The 20,639-nt window shown below is 35.7% G+C and carries 22 protein-coding genes; 7 read left to right on the forward strand and 15 right to left on the reverse strand.

What is annotated here, in order from left to right; genetic code table 11:
- Window positions 1-4: 4 nt before the first annotated feature.
- From fdx to iscR, 7 genes are read right to left on the reverse strand one after another with little or no spacing between them, the layout of a single operon-like run.
- Window positions 5-343 carry an ISC system 2Fe-2S type ferredoxin gene (fdx, locus tag J3U23_RS09725; protein ID WP_065562946.1) on the reverse strand — a complete coding sequence of 113 codons (339 nt, stop codon included), beginning with the start codon at window positions 341-343 and terminating at the stop codon, window positions 5-7.
- Between the two features lie 14 nt (window positions 344-357).
- On the reverse strand, window positions 358-2,217 hold the full coding sequence (gene hscA, locus J3U23_RS09730) for a Fe-S protein assembly chaperone HscA (RefSeq protein WP_267339131.1): 1,860 nt from the start codon (window positions 2,215-2,217) through the stop codon (window positions 358-360).
- A gap of 38 nt (window positions 2,218-2,255) precedes the next feature.
- Window positions 2,256-2,774: a Fe-S protein assembly co-chaperone HscB gene (hscB, locus tag J3U23_RS09735; RefSeq protein WP_065562948.1), complete on the reverse strand. Its 519-nt coding sequence runs from the start codon at window positions 2,772-2,774 to the stop codon at window positions 2,256-2,258.
- A gap of 14 nt (window positions 2,775-2,788) precedes the next feature.
- On the reverse strand, window positions 2,789-3,112 hold the full coding sequence (gene iscA / locus J3U23_RS09740) for an iron-sulfur cluster assembly protein IscA (RefSeq protein WP_065562949.1): 324 nt from the start codon (window positions 3,110-3,112) through the stop codon (window positions 2,789-2,791).
- On the reverse strand, window positions 3,112-3,498 hold the full coding sequence (gene iscU / locus J3U23_RS09745) for a Fe-S cluster assembly scaffold IscU (RefSeq protein ID WP_065562950.1): 387 nt from the start codon (window positions 3,496-3,498) through the stop codon (window positions 3,112-3,114). Before iscU ends, iscA begins: the two co-directional genes overlap by 1 nt.
- A gap of 15 nt (window positions 3,499-3,513) precedes the next feature.
- Window positions 3,514-4,728 carry an IscS subfamily cysteine desulfurase gene (locus tag J3U23_RS09750; protein WP_065734977.1) on the reverse strand — a complete coding sequence of 405 codons (1,215 nt, stop codon included), beginning with the start codon at window positions 4,726-4,728 and terminating at the stop codon, window positions 3,514-3,516.
- Window positions 4,729-4,765: 37 nt separating this feature from the next.
- The gene (gene iscR / locus J3U23_RS09755) at window positions 4,766-5,221 is read right to left on the reverse strand and encodes a Fe-S cluster assembly transcriptional regulator IscR (protein WP_267330548.1); all 456 of its coding nucleotides are present in this window, start codon (window positions 5,219-5,221) and stop codon (window positions 4,766-4,768) included.
- Window positions 5,222-5,384: 163 nt separating this feature from the next.
- Here iscR and sltY point away from each other — a divergent pair, with 163 nt between their 5' ends.
- Both sltY and trpR read left to right on the forward strand, forming a co-directional pair.
- Complete coding sequence (sltY, locus tag J3U23_RS09760; RefSeq protein ID WP_220225315.1) at window positions 5,385-7,313, forward strand: murein transglycosylase; 1,929 nt, start codon at window positions 5,385-5,387, stop codon at window positions 7,311-7,313.
- Between the two features lie 11 nt (window positions 7,314-7,324).
- Window positions 7,325-7,615, forward strand: a complete 291-nt coding sequence (gene trpR / locus J3U23_RS09765; protein ID WP_218058433.1) for a trp operon repressor — start codon at window positions 7,325-7,327, stop codon at window positions 7,613-7,615.
- 32 nt (window positions 7,616-7,647) lie between these two features.
- On the opposite strand, the gene robA is transcribed toward trpR, so the two are convergent.
- From robA to J3U23_RS09780, 3 genes are all read right to left on the reverse strand, one after another.
- Entirely contained in the window at window positions 7,648-8,571 is a 924-nt protein-coding gene (robA, locus tag J3U23_RS09770; protein ID WP_065562955.1) for an MDR efflux pump AcrAB transcriptional activator RobA, read from the reverse strand.
- Between the two features lie 85 nt (window positions 8,572-8,656).
- Complete coding sequence (gene nfuA / locus J3U23_RS09775) at window positions 8,657-9,235, reverse strand: Fe-S biogenesis protein NfuA (protein WP_065562971.1); 579 nt, start codon at window positions 9,233-9,235, stop codon at window positions 8,657-8,659.
- Window positions 9,236-9,337: 102 nt separating this feature from the next.
- Window positions 9,338-10,009: a phosphoribosyltransferase family protein gene (locus tag J3U23_RS09780; protein ID WP_267339133.1), complete on the reverse strand. Its 672-nt coding sequence runs from the start codon at window positions 10,007-10,009 to the stop codon at window positions 9,338-9,340.
- A 244-nt stretch (window positions 10,010-10,253) separates the two neighbouring features.
- Here J3U23_RS09780 and J3U23_RS09785 point away from each other — a divergent pair, with 244 nt between their 5' ends.
- On the forward strand, window positions 10,254-10,823 hold the full coding sequence (locus J3U23_RS09785) for a peptidylprolyl isomerase (RefSeq protein WP_220225316.1): 570 nt from the start codon (window positions 10,254-10,256) through the stop codon (window positions 10,821-10,823).
- 82 nt (window positions 10,824-10,905) lie between these two features.
- On the opposite strand, the gene J3U23_RS09790 is transcribed toward J3U23_RS09785, so the two are convergent.
- The 3 genes from J3U23_RS09790 to pepB form a co-directional block, all read right to left on the reverse strand.
- Window positions 10,906-11,499 carry a tetratricopeptide repeat protein gene (locus J3U23_RS09790; protein WP_065734982.1) on the reverse strand — a complete coding sequence of 198 codons (594 nt, stop codon included), beginning with the start codon at window positions 11,497-11,499 and terminating at the stop codon, window positions 10,906-10,908.
- A gap of 210 nt (window positions 11,500-11,709) precedes the next feature.
- Window positions 11,710-12,303 carry a tetratricopeptide repeat protein gene (locus tag J3U23_RS09795; RefSeq protein ID WP_267339136.1) on the reverse strand — a complete coding sequence of 198 codons (594 nt, stop codon included), beginning with the start codon at window positions 12,301-12,303 and terminating at the stop codon, window positions 11,710-11,712.
- Window positions 12,304-12,361: 58 nt separating this feature from the next.
- Window positions 12,362-13,642: an aminopeptidase PepB gene (pepB, locus tag J3U23_RS09800; protein WP_267339138.1), complete on the reverse strand. Its 1,281-nt coding sequence runs from the start codon at window positions 13,640-13,642 to the stop codon at window positions 12,362-12,364.
- 101 nt (window positions 13,643-13,743) lie between these two features.
- Here pepB and J3U23_RS09805 point away from each other — a divergent pair, with 101 nt between their 5' ends.
- Window positions 13,744-14,517 (forward strand): tyrosine-protein phosphatase, encoded by a 774-nt coding sequence (locus tag J3U23_RS09805; protein WP_267339139.1) that lies wholly within the window; start codon window positions 13,744-13,746, stop codon window positions 14,515-14,517.
- Between the two features lie 68 nt (window positions 14,518-14,585).
- Here the strand turns inward: J3U23_RS09805 and J3U23_RS09810 are convergent, their stop codons facing one another.
- Window positions 14,586-15,203 carry a 4'-phosphopantetheinyl transferase family protein gene (locus J3U23_RS09810; RefSeq protein WP_065734986.1) on the reverse strand — a complete coding sequence of 206 codons (618 nt, stop codon included), beginning with the start codon at window positions 15,201-15,203 and terminating at the stop codon, window positions 14,586-14,588.
- A 97-nt stretch (window positions 15,204-15,300) separates the two neighbouring features.
- On the opposite strand from J3U23_RS09810, the gene metC reads away from it, so the two are divergent.
- Both metC and tilS read left to right on the forward strand, forming a co-directional pair.
- On the forward strand, window positions 15,301-16,518 hold the full coding sequence (gene metC / locus J3U23_RS09815) for a cystathionine beta-lyase (RefSeq protein ID WP_065734987.1): 1,218 nt from the start codon (window positions 15,301-15,303) through the stop codon (window positions 16,516-16,518).
- Between the two features lie 11 nt (window positions 16,519-16,529).
- Entirely contained in the window at window positions 16,530-17,837 is a 1,308-nt protein-coding gene (gene tilS, locus J3U23_RS09820; RefSeq protein ID WP_267339141.1) for a tRNA lysidine(34) synthetase TilS, read from the forward strand.
- A 37-nt stretch (window positions 17,838-17,874) separates the two neighbouring features.
- On the opposite strand, the gene J3U23_RS09825 is transcribed toward tilS, so the two are convergent.
- Entirely contained in the window at window positions 17,875-20,052 is a 2,178-nt protein-coding gene (locus J3U23_RS09825) for a heavy metal translocating P-type ATPase (RefSeq protein WP_267339143.1), read from the reverse strand.
- A gap of 198 nt (window positions 20,053-20,250) precedes the next feature.
- Here J3U23_RS09825 and J3U23_RS09830 point away from each other — a divergent pair, with 198 nt between their 5' ends.
- On the forward strand, window positions 20,251-20,565 hold the full coding sequence (locus J3U23_RS09830; protein ID WP_416379940.1) for a winged helix-turn-helix transcriptional regulator: 315 nt from the start codon (window positions 20,251-20,253) through the stop codon (window positions 20,563-20,565).
- Window positions 20,566-20,639: the final 74 nt, after the last annotated feature.

A 20,639-nucleotide genomic window follows, 5' to 3' on the forward strand; every position in this document is an offset into this window, starting at 1 on the left:
CTAATTAATGATCTTCTTTAGCGTGATTTAGGCTATATCTTGGAATTTCGACTTCAAGATCTTCGTCGGTCACTCGAGCTTGACAACTTAAACGACTATGAGGCTCAACGCCCCAAGCTTTATCGAGCATGTCATCTTCTTGTTCATCACTCTCTTCAAGTGAATCAAATCCTTTTCGAACTATACAGTGGCAAGTTGAACAAGCACAAGACATCTCACAAGCATGTTCAATTTCAATGTCATTGCGCAAAGCAACTTCTAAAATAGATTCGCCTTCTTCTGCCTCAACAGTTTTTCCTTCAGGACAAAGATCAGCATTTGGTAAAAAGGTAATTTTTGGCATAATAATCTCATTGGTTAAATATCATCAACGCTATGCCCGGTTAAGGCATGGCGTATTGATCTATTCATGCGTTTTGCTGCAAAAGTTTGCGTTGCATTATCAACATGTTTAATTTCTTGCTCAATCAAATAATAATCATCAGATCCAGTCGCTTGCTGTAATTGATTTTTAGCCTGTAATATGAGGTTAAGTTCCTCTTCATCTAATAAATCGGCATCTTTATCTAAAGCACTTTGCAATGTTTCAAGAACTCGTGCTGCTTCCACTTTCTGCTCTGCAAGCATTCTTATTTGTTTATCTTGATTTGCATAATTGATTGAATCTTGAATCATGGTCGCAATTTCATTTTCTGTCAGTCCATAAGATGGTTTAACTTGAATTGCTGCCTCAACTCCTGTCGATTTTTCCATTGCAGTGACACTTAATAGGCCATCAGCGTCAACTTGAAAGGTAACTCGAATATGAGCTCCACCTGCTGGCATAGGAGGAATGCCCCTTAAAGTAAATTTTGCTAATGATCGACAATCATTAACACTTTCTCGTTCACCTTGTAAAACATGAATCATCATAGCCGTTTGGCCATCTTTAAATGTGGTAAATTCTTGTGCTCTCGCACACGGTATTGTGCTATTACGAGGGATGATTTTTTCCACTAAATCTCCCATCGTTTCAATGCCTAATGATAAAGGAATCACGTCAAGCAATAACATATCCGAATCAGGCTTATTGCCAACCAGTATATCCGCCTGTATTGCTGCACCAATGGCAACAACTTTATCTGGATCTATTGAAGTTAAAGGTTCGGTTTCAAAATAATGACCAACCAATTGTCTTACTAATGGCACTCGTGTTGAACCACCGACCATCACAACTTCACTAACTTCTTCAACATTAATTTGAGCATCTTTTAATGCTCGACGACAAACCGCCAACGTTCGTTTGACTAAAGGTTCAATTAGCGTTTCAAATTGCTCACGCGTTATAGTTAAAGATTGACCTTCTATGTTGACTAAAACAGAATCTTTCTGGCTTAGTGCAATTTTGATTTTAACCGCTTCATCAATAATTTTTTGGTTGATATGGGGATCAGTGTTATTTTCTAAACCGATTTGTCTTTTTAAATAATCTGCAAGTAGTCGGTCAAAATCATCACCGCCAAGCGCAGAATCGCCCCCCGTTGCTAAAACTTCAAATACCCCTTTATGTAAGCGCAAGATAGAAATATCAAACGTACCACCACCTAAATCATAAACAGCAATCACCCCTTCTTTGCCTGAATCTAAACCATAAGCAATCGCGGCAGCGGTTGGTTCATTCAATAATCTTAAAACATGCAGCCCAGCTAATTTAGCTGCATCTTTAGTTGCTTGTCTTTGCGCATCATCAAAATAAGCCGGTACGGTTATTACCGCCCCATCAATTTCACTTGCTAAACTCTGCTTAGCACGTTCAGCTAAAGCAATCAAAATTTCAGATGAAACTTGTACGGGATTAACTTGTTGATTAGGTAAATTTAATAAAGGAACACCATTATCAGTTTGGGAGAACGTATAAGGAAAACGCGAAATATCAATATCAGATAAGCTTCTTCCCATTAAACGTTTTATAGAACTAACAGTATTTAATGGATCACTTGCCGCATTAGTTTTAGCATTTTTTCCGACAGTTATAATAGTATTATCATCATGATCAACACCATAATGCACAACTGAAGGCAATAAGGCATCGCCTTCTAAATCAGGCAATACTTCGGATTGTCCGCTACGAACTGTTGCGACTAAGGAATTAGTTGTTCCAAGATCGATACCAATTGCTACACGACGCTGGTGAGGTTCTGGTGTTTGCCCTGGTTCACTAATTTGTAATAATACCATTTGATCTATCTCTAATTGATGTGTGACTTAATCTTAAATTATAAAGCAAATTGCTTTTCTTGTAACTTTTCGATTTGTTCAATCAACCTAGCCAAATAACGGATTTTATAGATTTGATTAAGTGCGGTTTGCCAATCTTGTTTCGAAATATAATCCAATAATTGCTGATAGACTTGTTTTTTTCGTTCTGAAATTTCCGAATAAAAATTATCTAAAAGATCAAGATTATTTTGGCTTTCAATATCATCCAATTTTTCTCGCAAACTGAATTGTTCCATTAAAAAATCAGCATCGTGAATAATATTCTGTTCTGTAGCGACATCAAATCCCTGCAAAGATAACAAATATTCAGCCGCTTTTATCGGATTTTTTAATGTTTGATAGCCATCATTAATCATTGCCGACTTCTGAATAATTGCCACTTTTTCATTATCAGCTACCTGAGCGAAATTATCAGGATGATATTGCCGTTGTAACTGTTGATAGTTGACCGTTAACTGGCCATTATCAATTGGCAATTTAATCGGTAATTGAAATAATTCAAAATAATTAGTCAAAATTCATGTCCCAACTAAACATTAAAGCTTTCGCCACAACCGCATTCATTCTTAGAATTAGGGTTATTGAATTTAAAGCCTTCGTTTAGGCCTTCTTTGACAAAATCAAGCTCTGTTCCATCAATATAAACTAAGCTCTTTTTATCAACGATAACTTTGATATCTTTATCTTCAAATACACTATCATCGTCATTAATAGCATCAGCAAATTCTAGGACATAAGCCATGCCTGAGCAACCAGAGGTTCTCACTCCTAATCTGAGTCCAACCCCTTTACCTCTATTAGCTAAGAAAGCTTGAACTCGATTGGCTGCACTATTAGTTAATGTTATTGCCATCAACGTTGTCCTTTTTTGGATTTATAATCATCAATTGCCGCTTTAATTGCGTCTTCGGCTAAAATTGAACAGTGAATTTTAACTGGTGGCAAGGCAAGTTCTTTAGCGATATCTGTGTTTTTAATCGCTTCAGCTTCATCTAACGATTTACCTTTGATCCATTCAGTCACTAATGAACTTGAAGCAATGGCGCTACCACAACCATAAGTTTTGAATTTAGCATCTTCAATAATACCATCATCATTAACTTTGATTTGTAATCGCATTACATCGCCACACGCTGGGGCGCCAACCATTCCACTACCGACATTAGGATCATTTTGATCGAAAGAGCCAACATTGCGGGGATTTTCATAATGATCGACGACTTTATCACTGTATGCCATAATTTGCTCCTAATTTTAATGGGCTGACCACTTAATTTTTGTTAGATCAACACCATCTTTAAACATTTCCCAAAGTGGAGAAAGATCCCTTAATTTACCGATAGAATCTTTAATTAACTTAATAACATAATCCACTTCTTCTTCGGTACTAAATCGCCCAAGTGAGAATCGAATTGAGCTATGTGCAAGTTCATCGTTAAGTCCTAATGCTCGCAATACATAAGATGGTTCTAAACTTGCAGATGTACATGCAGAACCTGATGATACTGCTAAGTCTTTTAAAGCCATCATAAGTGATTCACCTTCAATATAAGCAAAGCTTACATTTAAGATATTAGGAACACTATGTTCTAATGAACCATTAAGGTAGACTTCTTCGATATCTTTTAAACCATTCCATAAACGGTTTTTTAATGCCAAAAGGCGGGGCATTTCTGTAGCCATTTCTTCTTTGGCTATGCGATAAGCTTCGCCCATACCAACAATTTGATGAACTGGTAATGTACCAGAGCGCATACCGCGTTCATGACCTCCACCATGCATTTGAGCTTCAATGCGCACACGAGGTTTACGTCTAACATAAAGTCCACCAATCCCTTTTGGTCCATAGATTTTATGTCCAGAAAATGACATAAGATCGACTTTTAATTTAGACAGATCAATTGGCAACTTACCAACACTTTGGGTTGCATCAACATGAAATACAATACCTCTTTCACGACACATCTCACCAATTTTTTCGATATCTTGAATAACGCCAGTTTCATTATTAACGTGCATAATAGATACCACTGTTGTATCACTACGCATTGCCGCAGCTAATTTATCAAGGTTAAGTATGCCATCTGATTCTGGCGCTAAATAAGTAACTTCATAACCTTCTCGTTCTAATTGACGACAAGTATCAAGTACGGCTTTATGTTCAGTTTTACAGGTAATAATGTGTTTACCTTTAGCTTGATTGAAATGTGCTGCACCTTTAATGGCTAAGTTATCTGCTTCTGTCGCTCCTGATGTAAAAACAATTTCTCGTGAATCTGCACCAATCAAATCAGCAATTTGGTTACGTGCTATGTCAACAGCTTCTTCTGCTTGCCAACCAAATTTATGAGAACGTGAAGCGGGATTTCCAAAAACACCATCCGGTGTTAAATACTGCATCATTTTTTCAGCTACTCTTGGATCAACAGGCGTAGTGGCTGCATAATCCATATAAATAGGTAATTTCATTAATTACTCCCAATTACAAATTCTGTATTCTATTTCTTTAATTAATTCTGGCGTGATGGAGATGACTTTGTCGATTTGCGACAGCTCTTACTTCCTGATTATTCACTAGTTCGCTTAACGTGATGCTGGTCAAAAAATCGTTTATTCGTTCACTTAAATCATTCCATAAACTATGAGTAAGGCATCTTACACCTTTTTGACATCCAGTATGCCCATGGCATCTGGTTGCATGAACAGTTTCGTCTACTGCTTTAACAATCGAACTAATCGCAATTTGATCCATACTACGGCCAAGTACATAACCTCCGCCAGGACCTCTTACACTTGAGACTAGACCATTTTTACGCAACCTAGAAAAAAGTTGTTCTAAATAAGATAGTGAAATTTCCTGACGTTCTGAAATATCAGCAAGTGATACAGGGCCGGAACCAGAATGCAGCGCTACATCTAACATAGCTGTAACCGCATAACGCCCTTTTGATGTCAATTTCATTAATCATTCCTCTATATTTAATAATAAATATTTTATATATCCTTTAATTTTAGTCAAGTATTTAGTTGACTATTTTAGTGGGAATTAAGTTATCAGTTCATCATCGACGAAATATAACCAAATATGCTAATCTAATAGGCTAATTTGATACTGGAGTTAAGGAATGAATTTAGTAATACGTTGGTGTTTAATATCAAGCACTTTATTGGCAAACAGTCTATTTGTAGAAGCATCACAACATGAGTTGCGCCAAAATTATCAAAGATGGCAAAACACCTATCAATCATTAAACTATGATGAGCAACAAGCATTACTAAAACAATTAAATAATTACTCACTTTATCCTTATGCGGCTGTGCAGTTTTTTCAAAAAAATATCAAAACGGTACCACCACAACTCGTCAGTAGTTTTGTAAAAAAATATGATGACTTTCCATTAACTTCATCATTAACTCAAGCTTATTTGAATGAACTATCAAATCGCAAAGATTGGAATGCCATAGTCTCTTTTCCTAAAGACAATTCAATTAGCTCTAATTGTCGATATCAATATGCAAAATTACAAAAAAATAATGACAAATCGGTTTTAGATAGTGTCGAATCGCTATGGTTAACAGGGAAAGAATTACCTTCAGCGTGTGATCCATTGTTGGATGCATGGTCAAAAAGTGGAAAACGTACATCAAATCTTATTTTATCTCGTATTGAGCTTGCGTTTGAAAGCAATAATTTAAAACTCGCTCGTCATTTAACCAACTTATTAGATGACAATAATCAAACAAATTATTTATTGGCCGTGCTTGATAATCCAAGAAAACTTGACGAATTTTCCAAAAACATTAAAACCAGCACATTTACCAAAAAAATAGTCTTAGCATCTTACCCTCGTTTAGTCAAAGCCGACAAAAATCTTGCGGCAGCATTATTACCACAACTGATAAAAAAACAGAATCTAACTGATGAGGAACAAAATAGATTACAAAGTAGCTTAGCAAATAGCTATTTTAGTGATTCAGTAACAACAGAACAGAGCAAATGGCGAGATAATTACCTAACTAAAAGCCATGATACTGCATTAGTTGAAAAACGTATTCGCATGGCTATTGATGCAAATAACTACAAAGATATTGCTCATTGGATAAAACAATTAAAGCCAGAAGACCAATTAAAAGAAGAATGGCAATACTGGCAAGCCAGAGTATTACTTAAAAATAAGAAAACCAATGAAGCCAAAAATATTTTAAAAACATTGAGCAACAACCGAGGTTTTTATGGAATGATCAGTGCTCAAGCACTTAATCAACCATATATAATCAACAATTTATCTAAAAAACTGCCAACAACAGAAGTAAATTCTTTGAAAGCCAAATATGATCAAAAACCATTTGCCATTCGAATCAAAGAGCTAAGGTTTTTAGGTATGCTAGCGGAATCAAAACAAGAATGGCGTTATATACTTAAAGCAAAAGAAAATGAATATCTCGATTTAGCTCAATATGCTTACCACAAGGGCTGGGGAGATCTTAGTATTCAAGCAACAATATCTGGAAAATTATGGGATAATTGGACAGAACGATTACCCATCATGTACAAAAAGCTATATAATGAAGCTTTAAAAGATAAAGCTATTCCGCTATCTTACGCTTTAGCCATCACGCGTCAAGAAAGTGCTTTTGATGCAGCAATACAGTCTCCTGTCGGAGCAAGTGGCTTAATGCAATTAATGCCAGCAACAGCAAAAGAAACGGCCAAAAAAGTCACCAACATTAGCTATAATTCACCAAACCAATTATTTGAGCCTATGACTAATGTACAATTAGGCACTTATTTTCTAAACAGCGTTTATTTACAAAATGATAATAACCGTATTTTATCTTCAGCAGCCTATAATGCAGGTCCAAGCCGAGTAAAAAAATGGTTGAATAATAGCAACGGAAAGCTTGATGCAGTCGAATTTATTGAAAGTATTCCTTTCAATGAAACACGAAATTATGTCAAAAGTGTATTAGTATATGATTATATTTATCAGCACATTTTAGGGGAACAAACCCCACATATACTGACAAAAAAAGAATTTAATAGACAATACTAATGGTGCATTACATGAAAACTAAAGAATGGAACCAAACGGTTGAAATATTACACCAAGCATTTAATAACGGTTATTCATTAGATATTTTAAAACTACTGATGACATCTGATGAACGTGATGCTTTAATTACACGAGTCAAAATTGTACGCTCATTACTTGATGGATCAATTAATCAGCGCCAGCTTAAAGATCAACTGAAAATCGGTATTGCAACAGTCACCAGAGGTTCAAACAGTTTAAAAGAAGCAACACCTGAATTTAAAGCATGGCTAGAAAAGATTTTATTGAACTCTAATGACTAAAAACTATCGTCAATATTCATGACGATAGCATGTTATAACGATAGGTTTGATTGAATATTGACTTCTTCATCCGCCACAACAGGGACACAATAATCACATTCCATGCTAAGGATATCTTCAAAACATTTTACAGAATCATCATGGTGATTATGATGGATTTCAATTAAACAGCTTGAACTACGCAATCGCACTTTTAAGGCTGGCATCGCCGCTAAATGGACTTGAGAAATAAAATCACTAAAATTTTCTGGTGGACCAATATATTTAAAACAAAGATATAAACCACCTTCACTAACAAAAGGCTCAATATGCTCCAAATTGTTATTGTGATCTAAAGCAATGGTATATAAAAGTTCTTGCTCATTAGCATTATCTTTACTTTTTAAAATACGACTAAAAGCAAAGATTTTGTCGGGTAAACATTCACTCTTGTTCTCATAATGAGACAGATAATTATGAAAAAACTGCGATCTTAATTTATTTTCTTCATCTAAAATTTGGCTCAAATTACAGTTATTCTTATATGAAATTCCCCAAAATGTTTGCTTTGGCATATTAACGAATTTAGGTTCAGGTAAAGAGAGTCGATTTTTATTTAATTCAATAGCCGGGGTTAAGCCAGTTGGATCCCAAAATTCACCTCGTCGATAGCTGGCTGGTGTTTCATTAAATTGTTTTTTAAAAGATCGGGTAAAAGTTTGTTGTGAATCAAAACGATATTGCATAGCAATATCTAAAATAGGTTTGCTTGTCATTCGCAAAGATAATGCCGCATAAGTTAATCTGCGGTGACGAATATAAGTACCGAGCACTTGACCGGTTACTTCTTTAAACATCCGTTGTAAATGCCACTTTGAATAACCTGATTTTTGGGCAACATTATCAATAGATAAGGGCTGCTCCAAATTTTTTTCAATCCAAACGATAAGATCTGAAATAATACTAACTTGATTCATAAAACCCCATCATAAAGTGAATTGGCAGACATCATGCGATTATGACTTAATCCCAGCAATAAGCAAGATTTAAATCGAAAAATTTTTAACAATAAGAATGGCTTCCCGCTTGATGTTCAGTAATATCTTTAACGCCTGCTAATTCAGGGAATTCCGCAAGCAATTGCTTCTCAATACCCTCTTTTAAAGTAAAATCAACCATTGAACAACCATTACAACCACCACCAAATTGCAATATAGCATAATTATCTTCAGTCAATTCTACTAAGCTAACATGGCCGCCATGGCTAGCTAATTGAGGATTAACCTGAGCTTGAATAACATAATTAACGCGCTCAATTAATGGGGCATCATCCGCAACCTTTTTCATTTTTGAATTTGGCGCTTTTAAAGTTAACTGTGAACCTAATTCATCTGTCACATAATCAATCACGGTTTCTTCTAAAAAAGGTGCACTAATTTCATCGATATAAACAGAAAAACCTGCTTGTTGTTCTTCTTCGATATCACCATCTTCAACAGTATCTGCCGGACAATAGGAAACCCCACATTCAGCAGATGGCGTGCCAGGATTAATAACAAAAACCCGAATTTGAGTACCATCAGGCTGATTAGCAAGCAATTTTTTAAAATGTTGTTGAGCTGATTCAGAAATGGTAATAATAGACATAATCCCTCACTTTGACACGATTGACATTGATAATCCTCAACATCATCGATAATAGTTGACTTACTCTCTTGGTTATTATAGGGGGTGTTTTGGATTTTACAAGACGGTCCGACACAAACAAACTACCTGCACATAAGCGGCACCACTCTCTTTTAATTGCTGGCTAATAACATTTATCGTATTACCGGTAGTAACAATATCATCAATAAGCATTACCGATTGATTGGTTAAATCAGAGTGACATCGAAAAAGTGTTTCTACATTACTCATTCTTTGCTTAAGCGATAGGTTCTTCTGATCGCGAGCTGCAAATTTTCGCGACAATAGGTAAGGCTTAAATTCTCGATTTAACCATCTAGCTATTGGCTTAGCCAATAATGCCGCTTGATTAAAACCTCTAGACCAATAACGAAAATGGTGTAAAGGGACACAAGTCACAATGTCAGGTTTAGCAAGACCATCACTTAATCGACGTTGATACCAGGCTAAAAACATTAACCTAGCTAATGCGTTGGTTAATTCGATTTTATTATGAAATTTTAAATGTTGAATTAATTTTTTTAATGGATCGATATAGCCTGTTACAGCCACCATTTCATCCCAATAAGGTCTTTTCTCTCGGCATCGGTAACATTCATTTGTTGATAATGAGTGAGGAAGGCAACATTGATGGCAAACTTTATTTAGCTTCGGTAAGTTTTCTATACATTGGTTGCAAATTCCATGGTGAGATAGCACCAAAGGCATATTACATAAAATACATCGCATCATCATTCAGAAAAAAGTTGAGGAACGGGGTTTTTGAGCTAATTAATGGTTTAAAAATAGTCATAAAGAAGAATATAAATTTAATAATATTCTGGATTATAGTGAATATAAGTCATTTTTTACTGGTTTAGAAAAATATTGCGATTTACCACACAAAATTTTAATTGATTTTGCATATTTATGATTTCAATTAAACCAATATTAGGTATAATTTGCCGGCAATATAATAATAAGGATTCATAAAATGAAAAAAATCAAAGTGTTATTTATAGGAATATTATTAACCCTCTTTTCAACCATTACTTTGGCTGATACTAAAGTATTAATTCAAACCAGCATGGGCGATATTGAAGTTGAGTTAGATAGCGAACATGCTCCAATCACTACGAAAAACTTTCTTGATTATGCTAATAGTGGTTATTACGAAAATCTAACATTCCATCGTGTCATTCCTGGATTTATGATTCAAGGTGGTGGTGCTGATGATCAATTAAAATTTAAAGAAACTAAACAACCCATCAAAAATGAAGCTAATAATGGCTTAAAAAATGATCGTGGAACTATCGCAATGGCAAGAACCAATGCTGTAGATAGCGCAACTAGCCAATTCTTCATTAATGTTGTGAATAACGATTTCCTCAACTACCAAGGACCAGAAAAATACGGCTATGCTGTTTTTGGAAAAGTCACCAAAGGAATGGATATTGTTGATAAAATTGTGAATGTACCAACTAAACGTATGGGACCACATCAAAATGTGCCTGTTGAGCCAGTTTATATTAAAAAAGTTACAGTTGTTGAAGATAAACAATAAGTTTATTTAAAACCAATAAATATTTCATGCAAACCATCTTAATGATTTAAGGTGGTTTTTCTCAAATCATCAAATAATAGTATTATTTTTCTAATTCGTCACAAGCCTTTTGAAAAGCTTGATCACAAGACTGCTTGAAATACTCTTTAGCTAACGATCTATTTTGCTCCACTCCGTTACCATTATAGTACATGATGGCGACATTGTACTGTGAAAAAGGATTACCTTGTGCGGCCGCTTTTTCAAACCAGAAAAATGCCTTTTGTTTATCCGCTTCGGTTCCTTCACCATTAAAATACATAGCCGCTAAATTGTTTTGAGCATTTAAGTAACCTTGTTCTGCAGCTTTAGTGTACCAAAAAAGAGTTTTTTGTTTATCCTGCTCAATTCCATCGCCTTGATAATACATCTGCGCTAAATTGAATTGGGCTTCAAGGTGACCTAGTTCTGCCGCTTTAGTATACCAATAAGCTGCTTTTTGTTTATCTTGCCCAACGCCTTTACCCTCATCATATACAAGTGCTAAATTGAATTGAGCATTAGGGTTATTTTGTTCTGCTTCTTGATGACATTGAGCGAAAAACTTTTCAAAATTTATTTTATGAAAATTTAGTTCGCACAGGCTAGCGTGAACGGCGGGAAAAAATAATAATATAATCCATAATATTTTTTTCATGGCTTTCCTTATTTCACTATAATCAACAATAGCTTAATTAGAAATTTAGTACCTATAAAATTATTGATAAATATTATAAATAATTCTTAAATTCACCTTTAATTATCAAGATTAAAGATAATCAAACGCTTTTCAATTAATTGAAATAAATGCTTTTGTATAAAACTATCTTCATATTGAAGATAGTTTTTCTAATTTATTTAATTATTTCTACAAAGTATTATCACAAGCAATTTGTAGCCCCAATGAACAAGCTTGTTTTAGATACTTTTTGGCTAAAGCTTTATCTTTTTCAACACCTTCGCCCTCATAGTACATAACAGCTAAATTATTCATTGATTCAGCTTTGCCCTGATCTGCTGCTTTTTTATACCAAAATGCTGCCTTTTTCTTGTCTTGAGCTATACCATCACCTTCATCATACATAATAGCTAAATTATGCTGAGCATCGGCATCACCTTGTTCTGCCGATTTTGTGTACCACAATACAGCTTTTTCTTTATCTTGCTCTACACCCTCGCCATCATCATACAGAACTGCTAAATTAAATTGCGCATCAGAGTCACCTTGTTCAGCACTTTTAGAGTACCAATTAAAAGCTTTTTGTTTATCTTCTTCAGTACCTTCGCCTTTATCATACATAACCCCTAAATAAAACTGTGCAACAGAATCACCATTCGGCGCTTCTTTTGTACATGCCTCAAAAGCTTTTTCAAAATTTTCTTTTTCAAATTCTGTTTTACAATCACTTGCATAGACAGAAACTGAAAATAAAAGGGTTATCAGTGTTAATAACTTTTTCATACTATTCCTCATTCCTTATATATTTATAAATAACTTAGCGATTCAATTTTATTACAATTTAATACAATTTGCTTAATAAATTAGCAAGTGTTCTTATACCAATACCTGTTGCACCTGTTGCCCATAATGCGGTTGCGCTTTTACGAAAGGTTGCTGAACAGTCAATGTGGAGCCAATTTTTTTTATAATTTTTAATAAAATAGGATAAAAATGCCGCTGCTGTACTTGCACCAGCGGTGTTCGGTAATCCAGAATTTGCCATATCTGCAAATGAAGATGGGAATTGGGCTCGATGAAAATCAGCTAATGGTAATCGCCAAAAGGCTTCATGTTCAGCTTGACTACTTGCTAATAACTGATTAGCAAATTTGTCATCAAATGAAAGTAATGATTGATAATCATTACCTACAGCAATCTTTGCTGCCCCAGTAAGGGTTGCACAATCAATGATATAATTGGGGTTATCACTATCAGCACTAATTAATCCATCAGCCAAAACCAAACGCCCTTCGGCATCGGTATTATCAACTTCCACTGTTTTACCATTACGATAACGAATGATATCGCCAAGTTTGAAAGCGTTACCACTTACTAAATTATCTGCACAGCATAAATAAAGTTTGATACGGTGTTTAACTCCACGTGCAATCGCAAGGGCTAGCGCTCCCGTCACCAATGCTGCTCCCCCCATATCCGATCGCATTGATTCCATAAAACTGCTTGGTTTTAAGCTATATCCACCTGAATCAAAAGTAATGCCTTTGCCAACTAAGCAAGCAATGATTGGTGCTTTAGGATTTTTAGTAGGATTATAATCAAGCTCAAGCAAGGCAGCCGATCGTTGAGACCCTTTGCCAACTGTGTAGATCCCCATATAATCTTGCTCTTTTAATGCTTCACCTGAAATAATGTTATAAGCTACATCAGAGGAATAATGGCTAATTAAATTTGCACTTTGCGTTGCCAGTTCGAAAGGGCTTAATGTTTCCGCTTGTTGATTAACAATGTCTCGACACCAATCAATAATGGCTAAGCGATTTTTTAGTTCTTGTTTATCTTTATTACTTAGCTTTGGCCAACTGATTTTATTATTATTCTTGGCATTACGATAACCCATCCAAAAATGCCAACATGACTCTAAATCCCAATTGTCACCACTCAATTTAACCGATCTAATACCTTGATTATCTAGTTTTCGTGCAGCTCGTTGAATAGCACCATGCCGATGCTCAGGTCGATAATGAATAGTAACAGCATCTTCTGAAAAACTGAGTAATGCATCTTTACCCCACTTTGATGGAGCAGGTTTTTCCGAAAGTAATATAGATAACATCGACATAATAAATTCCTCAAGCAATAATAATGCGAAAACAATGAATCAATTCTAATCAGAAACATGCTAATATAGCAAGCAAAGTTAAGCATAAATAAGGACCTATAATGACATCAGTTGTACCGATCAAAAATGGAATTAATTTTCGTGACTTAGGTGGAATTAAAACTAGTGATGGTCGCCAAATTCGAACTGGAATGTTGTATCGTTCAGGTGAGTTTTCACGCCTAAGTGATGATGAAAAAGATTTTTTATCTGATGAGCTTAATTTACATTATGTCTTAGATTATCGCGATCAACATGAAATCGATCGTCATCCAGATAATCTTTGGAACAATAGCCAATATATTAATATCCCAGCCAATCCATTAAGTGATGAATTTACAGCAAGCTTAACGAGTGAACAAGGTCAGGATATTTTTGTGTTAAAAAAATACTCACCGTTTGATTTTATGGTTAAGCTTTATCAATTGTTACCTTTTAATAATCTCGCGTATAAAAAGTTAACATCACTATTACTTAATGCTAACGGAAGACCTTTAGTCCAACACTGTGCTGTAGGTAAAGATAGAACTGGTATCGGTGTCGCTTTAACCTTATTCGCATTAGGTGTGAGTGAAGAAATTGTTATGCAAGATTATTTGCTTACCGAACGCTATTTAAACGACTATCGTGAAGCCGTACTTAGCGAAAATAAAAGTAAATTATCGCCAGAAGAACTTGAAAAACATAAGATCATCTTTGCGGCTAAAAAAGAGTTTTTAACCGCAGCTATTGAGGAAATAAAAAAACGTTATGACACTATCGATAATTGGTTAGCAAAAGAATATCAATTGGACGATAAAAACAGAAAAATTCTTCAAGATATTTATCTGATTTAAATTAGCTTAATGTTTGGACAGCCACCTTACGTTTATCAAAAAGCTGTCAGTAACTAATTGCTAATGCATTAAGATTGTAAGACAAAATTTGTGATAGGTTTATCATGATTTACAGCAAGATGAACTGGTGCCTGTTGTTGATAATGATAATAAAAATGCTGACCAAACGGCGCGCTAATTAATTGGTTTTCAATATCTACTTTTACCAATTTCATTTGCCAAACCCCTTTGGCATATAATTTAAGCGCCGATTCTTTTAATGTCCAAAGTTGCCAAAAGGCGTTTAAAGTATTACTTTGCGCTAACATCCACTGATATTCATCATTAGCAAAAAAACTTTTGGCAACATTCAGATAATTTTGACGTTGTCGAGAAACTTCAATATCGAGCCCAACTTTACCATTAAGCGAAATTGCAACGGCTACCCAATCTTGGCTATGGCTGATATTAAAATCAGGAAGATGACTATCTAAAAAGCCTGGGCGATTATTGTCGCCAATGATCATCGTCGGTAAAGTATCAATATGGCAATACTGTTTAAGCAAACTCGCTAATATTGAACGGCAAGCTAAAAACTGTTTTTTACGTGTGCCATTTAACGATTCCGCATCATTAATCACTTGTGGTGATAACAGAGAATAATTTAATTCCACCGAATCTAAATGGGCTAGTTTGACAATTACCATGTGTGTAAGCCAGTTTAAACAAAAATTATTTTTTACTATTTTAACAGCATGCTATGCTAACTGTTATCGAAATTTATCAGATCACTAAGGATGCATCATGTCATTACAAACAAAATTAGTTCATGCTGGTCGAAAAAAACGCTATACCCAAGGTGCAGTCAATTCCGTTATTCAGCGAGCTTCATCGCTAGTTTTTGATTCAATCAAAGCCAAAAAAGAAGCAATGGAAAATCGGACTAAAGGGGCTCTATTTTACGGTCGTCGTGGCACTTTAACTCATTTTGCTTTGCAAGATGCCATGGTAGAAATAGAGGGAGGAGCAGGCTGTTACCTATATCCTTGTGGAGCAGCAGCAATTGCAAATGCCATTTTAGCTTTTGTAAAAGCAGGAGATCATATTCTGGTATCAGAAGCCAGTTACGAACCAACCCAAGAATTTTGCGAGCATATACTTAAAGATTTTGGAGTGGAAACTGATTATTTCCCGCCACTCATTGGTCGATATATTACTAAATATATAAAACCGAATACTAAAGTGGTATTTCTTGAATCACCAAGCTCAATTACCATGGAACTGCATGATGTGCCTGCAATTGTTAAAGCAATCCGCAGCGTAAACCCAGAAATTGTGATTATGATGGATAATACATGGGGAGCAGGTGTTTTATTTAAAGCATTAGAGCATGATGTTGATATCTCAATTCAAGCCGGTACTAAGTATTTAATTGGTCACTCAGATGCCATGTTAGGAACGGCTGTTGCCAATCAACGCTGTTGGGATAAATTACGTGAACGTTCTTATTTAATGGGGCAAATGTGTGATGCAGATACCGCTTATATGGCAGCACGAGGATTGCGAACTTTAGCTGTTAGATTAAAACAACATCATGAAAGCAGTATAAAAGTGGCAAATTGGTTAGCTAATCACCCCAAAGTGGCAACCGTTAATCATCCAGCACTTGAAAGTTGTAAAGGACATGAGTTTTTTAAACGTGATTTTAGTGGCGCCAGTGGTCTATTTTCCTTTGTACTTAACGATCATTTAAGCGAAGTGCAATTATCTGATTTCTTAGATAATATGACTCACTTTTCAATGGCATATTCATGGGGTGGATTCGAATCACTAATATTGGCCAACCAACCCGAAGATCTAGCAAAAATACGACCAATATCCGGCATTGATTTCACGGGTACGTTAATCCGACTACATATCGGTCTTGAAGATCCTGATGATTTAATTGCCGATTTGGCTGCTGGTTTGGATAGAATCAAACTACATAAAAACAAGGTTAATGCATTACAAAGTTTAGTATAAATGGATAGCAGATGGGTCATCAAACAAAGAGCGACAATGTGATTGAACAAACTATTTTACAACATCTAAACGGTCGGCAATCGCTACTAGTCGCTTTTAGTGGTGGGGTCGATTCAACCGTTTTAATGCAAGCATTAGTCAATTTAAAGCGACAGTTGCAAAATTTACAACTCAGAGCAATTTATATCCATCATGGTTTGAGTCAAAATGCCGATAATTGGGCTGAACATTGCAAACAACAATGCCTAGTTTGGCAAGTCCCTTTGATTATTGAAAAAGTCAAACTTGATAAAACAGCAGGCAATATTGAAGAACAAGCTAGAGAAGCCCGTTATCAAGCCATTTATCAACATTTAAAAAATAATGAATTTTTATGTACTGCTCAGCATCTTGATGATCAGAGTGAAACTTTTTTTCTAGCCTTAAAACGTGGCAGTGGTCCAGCGGGATTATCAAGTATGCCACTTGAAAATGGTCAACACCTTCGACCATTACTCACAATTTCACGTCAAGAAATTGAGCAATATGCCAATCAACACCAATTAAGTTGGATAGAGGACGAAAGTAATCAAGATGACCATTATGATCGCAACTTTTTACGTTTAAATGTTCTACCAACACTTAATCATCGTTGGCCTCATTTTTCACAAATGGTTGCTCGCAGTGCAGAGTTATGCCAACAGCAAGAAGCATTAATACATGAAATTTTATTTCCAGAATTTAAAAACATTATTGGCGATAAGAAGCAACTTAACCTTCAACCATTATATGATTATTCAGAATATAAACGTAATGCAATGTTGCGAATGTGGTTCAAAGAGCAACATATTGGAATGCCAAGCCAAAAGCAACTTTCACTAATTTGGCATACGGTTATTCAAGCTAAACAAGATGCTAACCCGCGATTTATTTTACATAATTGGCAAATTCGTCGATATCAAAATCAGCTCTATTTGTTACCTTTGTATCAAGATATTGAGCAACAAATTTTACCTTGGGATTTAACCGCTTCGCTAACTTTGCCGGATAATTTAGGTATATTGCAGCCCAATTACCAAACCAATTTAACTTGTCGTTTACCACAAAATGATGAAACCGTATCAGTCCGATTTCATGCTCAAGGACAATTTCAAATTGTTCAACGCAAGGGATCGCGATCGATAAAAAAATTGTGGCAAGAGCATCATATTCCACCTTGGATGCGCACGCGTATTCCCTTAATTTATTATAATGAACAACTCATTACCGCAGTTGAGGTATTTGTTACTGAGCAAGGTAAAGGATCACAAGTTGGGTTTAACCTTATAAATAAAAAATAAGGAGACAATCCGTCTCCTCAATTTATAAAATATCAAATTATTCAGAACGAGCTTTCCATCGCTTCAACAACAACGCATTTGTCACCACACTCACACTGCTTAGTGCCATTGCTGCACCGGCTATCATTGGATTCAAAAAGCCTAAAGCAGCGAGAGGTATACCAATTAAATTGTAGAAAAACGCCCAAAATAGGTTTTGTTTAATTTTATTATAAGTTCTTCGAGAAATATCGATAGCATCGGCAATTAAAAATAGATTGCCACGCATTAAAGTAATACTGGCCGTATGCATTGCGACATCAGTTCCCGTCCCCATTGCAATACCAATATCAGCGGCAGCTAAAGCCGGTGCGTCATTGATACCATCACCAATCATGGCAACTTTATTATTACTTTGGCTATCTTTTTGTAATTGATAAATATAGTTCGCTTTATCTTGAGGCAAAACTTCAGCAATAACTTTATCTAAATTTAATTGCTGTCCTACATAATTAGCAGCTTGTTGATTGTCACCGGTTAACATAACCGTATTTACCTTTAATTGACGTAATGCATCAATAGCACTTTTCGCTTCAGGCTTAATAACATCAGAAAAACCGAATATGGCTAATATCACAATACTATTTTCTGATTGCTGTTTGGCTAAAAATGAAATTGTGTAACCTTTTTGCGTAAGCTCATTAACTTTATCCTGCATATCTACAAAATAGGCATTTAACGTTTTCATCCAACGCAGACTGCCTAAATAATATTCATGGCTATCAATCGTTGCCATCACTCCTGAACCCGCGATTGATGTAATATTTTGTGCATAACTGTAGGATTTAGCCTTAGCTAATATTGCTTTAGCTAGTGGGTGTTCACTACCTGCTTGCATAGATGCTGCAACAGAAAGAATTTGATCGGCTCTTTCCATGCCCAGCACATCTAGTTCAACTAACTCTGGTTTACCGATTGTTAATGTGCCAGTTTTATCAAATGCTACAGTATTAATATTGTGTAAGGTCTCAAGTGCTTCGGCATCTTTAATCAAAATACCATGACGGGCAGCAACCCCCGTACCAACCATTATAGCTGTTGGTGTTGCTAACCCTAGCGCACATGGGCAAGCAATCACTAACACCGCAACCGCATGAAGTAAAGCTTGCTGCCAATCATAAGAAATAAAGCCCCAAGCAAGCAATGTAATTAAAGCAATCAATAAAATGACGGGTACAAAAATAGCACTAATCCGATCCACAATACGCTGAATTGGCGCTTTTTTTGCTTGGGCTGACTCAACCATAGCAATAATCTTAGACAACATAGAATCAGCTTGAATAGCGGTTGTTTTTACAATTAATAGTCCTTCGCCATTTATAGTTCCACCGGTTACGGTACTATTGAGTGTTTTAGTAACCGGAAAACTTTCCCCAGTCAACATAGACTCATCACAACTTGATGCGCCTTCAAGAACAATACCATCAACGGGTATTCGCTCACCGGGTTTAATAACCACCACATCATTAACCTTAACCTGACTTATTGGCAAACTCACCTCTTGCTCCCCTTGTCGAACTAATGCCACTTCAGGGCGAAGCGCAGAAAGTGCCTCAATCGCTTGGGTCGTTTGATGTTTGGCCCTTGACTCTAACCATTTACCAATCAAGATCAAGGTAATAATAACCACTGATGACTCAAAATAGAGGTGATCGGCATGACCAATAATAAGCTGATAAAGAGAAAGTCCATAAGCAGCGCTGGTACCAATAGCAACAAGTAAATCCATATTCCCAGACAATGCTTTAGCTGCATTAAAACCACTACGATAAAATTTAGCGCCAAGTCCAAATTGTACAATCGAAGCAATCACTAATTGCAGCCAAGCGGGCATCATCCAATGAATTCCAAATAATTCAAGTAACATCGGCAAAACAAAAGGAAGTGCTAATATAACCGAAATAATAATCGGCCAAACTGATGCTTGCTTACTCACGTCTTTAGCGTGAATTTCCGGCTCGGAAATCTTCACTGCATGGTAACCAGCTTTATCAACTGCTGCCATTAAAGTTTCTAATTTAACATCAGCATTAGCCTTAACGGTGGCCTTTTCAGTTGCAAGGTTTACACTAACATCAATCACACCATCAATCTTTCTTAATGCTTTTTCTACACGGCTAACACATGATGCGCAGCTCATCTCTTCAACAAAAAAATTATATTCGATAGTTTTCATTTGAGGCATTCCTTGATTTTAGGTATGGTAGATATTGTAGTATTAATTATCTTTTTAACAAGAATGCACCTTTTTGATATATACTACCCAAAAAGATACTGTAAAGATAACCAAGTGAAAAATAATTCGATTATCAACCCCCATTGTGAAAAACAAGACCAGACAATTACCTATTGCCCAGTTGATGTCACAATTAATATGATTGGTGGTAAATATAAATCGCTAATACTATGGAAATTGATGTCCAAAAGCGCCATGAGATTTTCTGAGTTACACAAAGAAATTCCAACGGCCACAGCTAAAATGCTAACCCAACAACTACGCGAACTTGAATCAAATGGCTTAATTCATCGACAGGTTTTTCCGGTGGTACCACCTAAAGTTGAATATTCTTTAACTAATTTTGGCAAAAGTATAAAACCAGTACTTGAATCAATGTATTTATGGGGCAGTGACTATTTAAATAATCAAGGCTTACAAGTTAATTGTTCAATGACCGCATTAGATCAATAAATTACTGTTCGTGGTTAATGACAAGTATAGATACAGGGACAATACATCCCTGCATTTAGAGAAAGAAATTAAAA

The sequence above is a fragment of the Gilliamella sp. B3367 genome, assembly GCF_026536825.1.
GTDB classification, from domain to species: Bacteria; Pseudomonadota; Gammaproteobacteria; order Enterobacterales; family Orbaceae; genus Gilliamella; species Gilliamella apicola_E.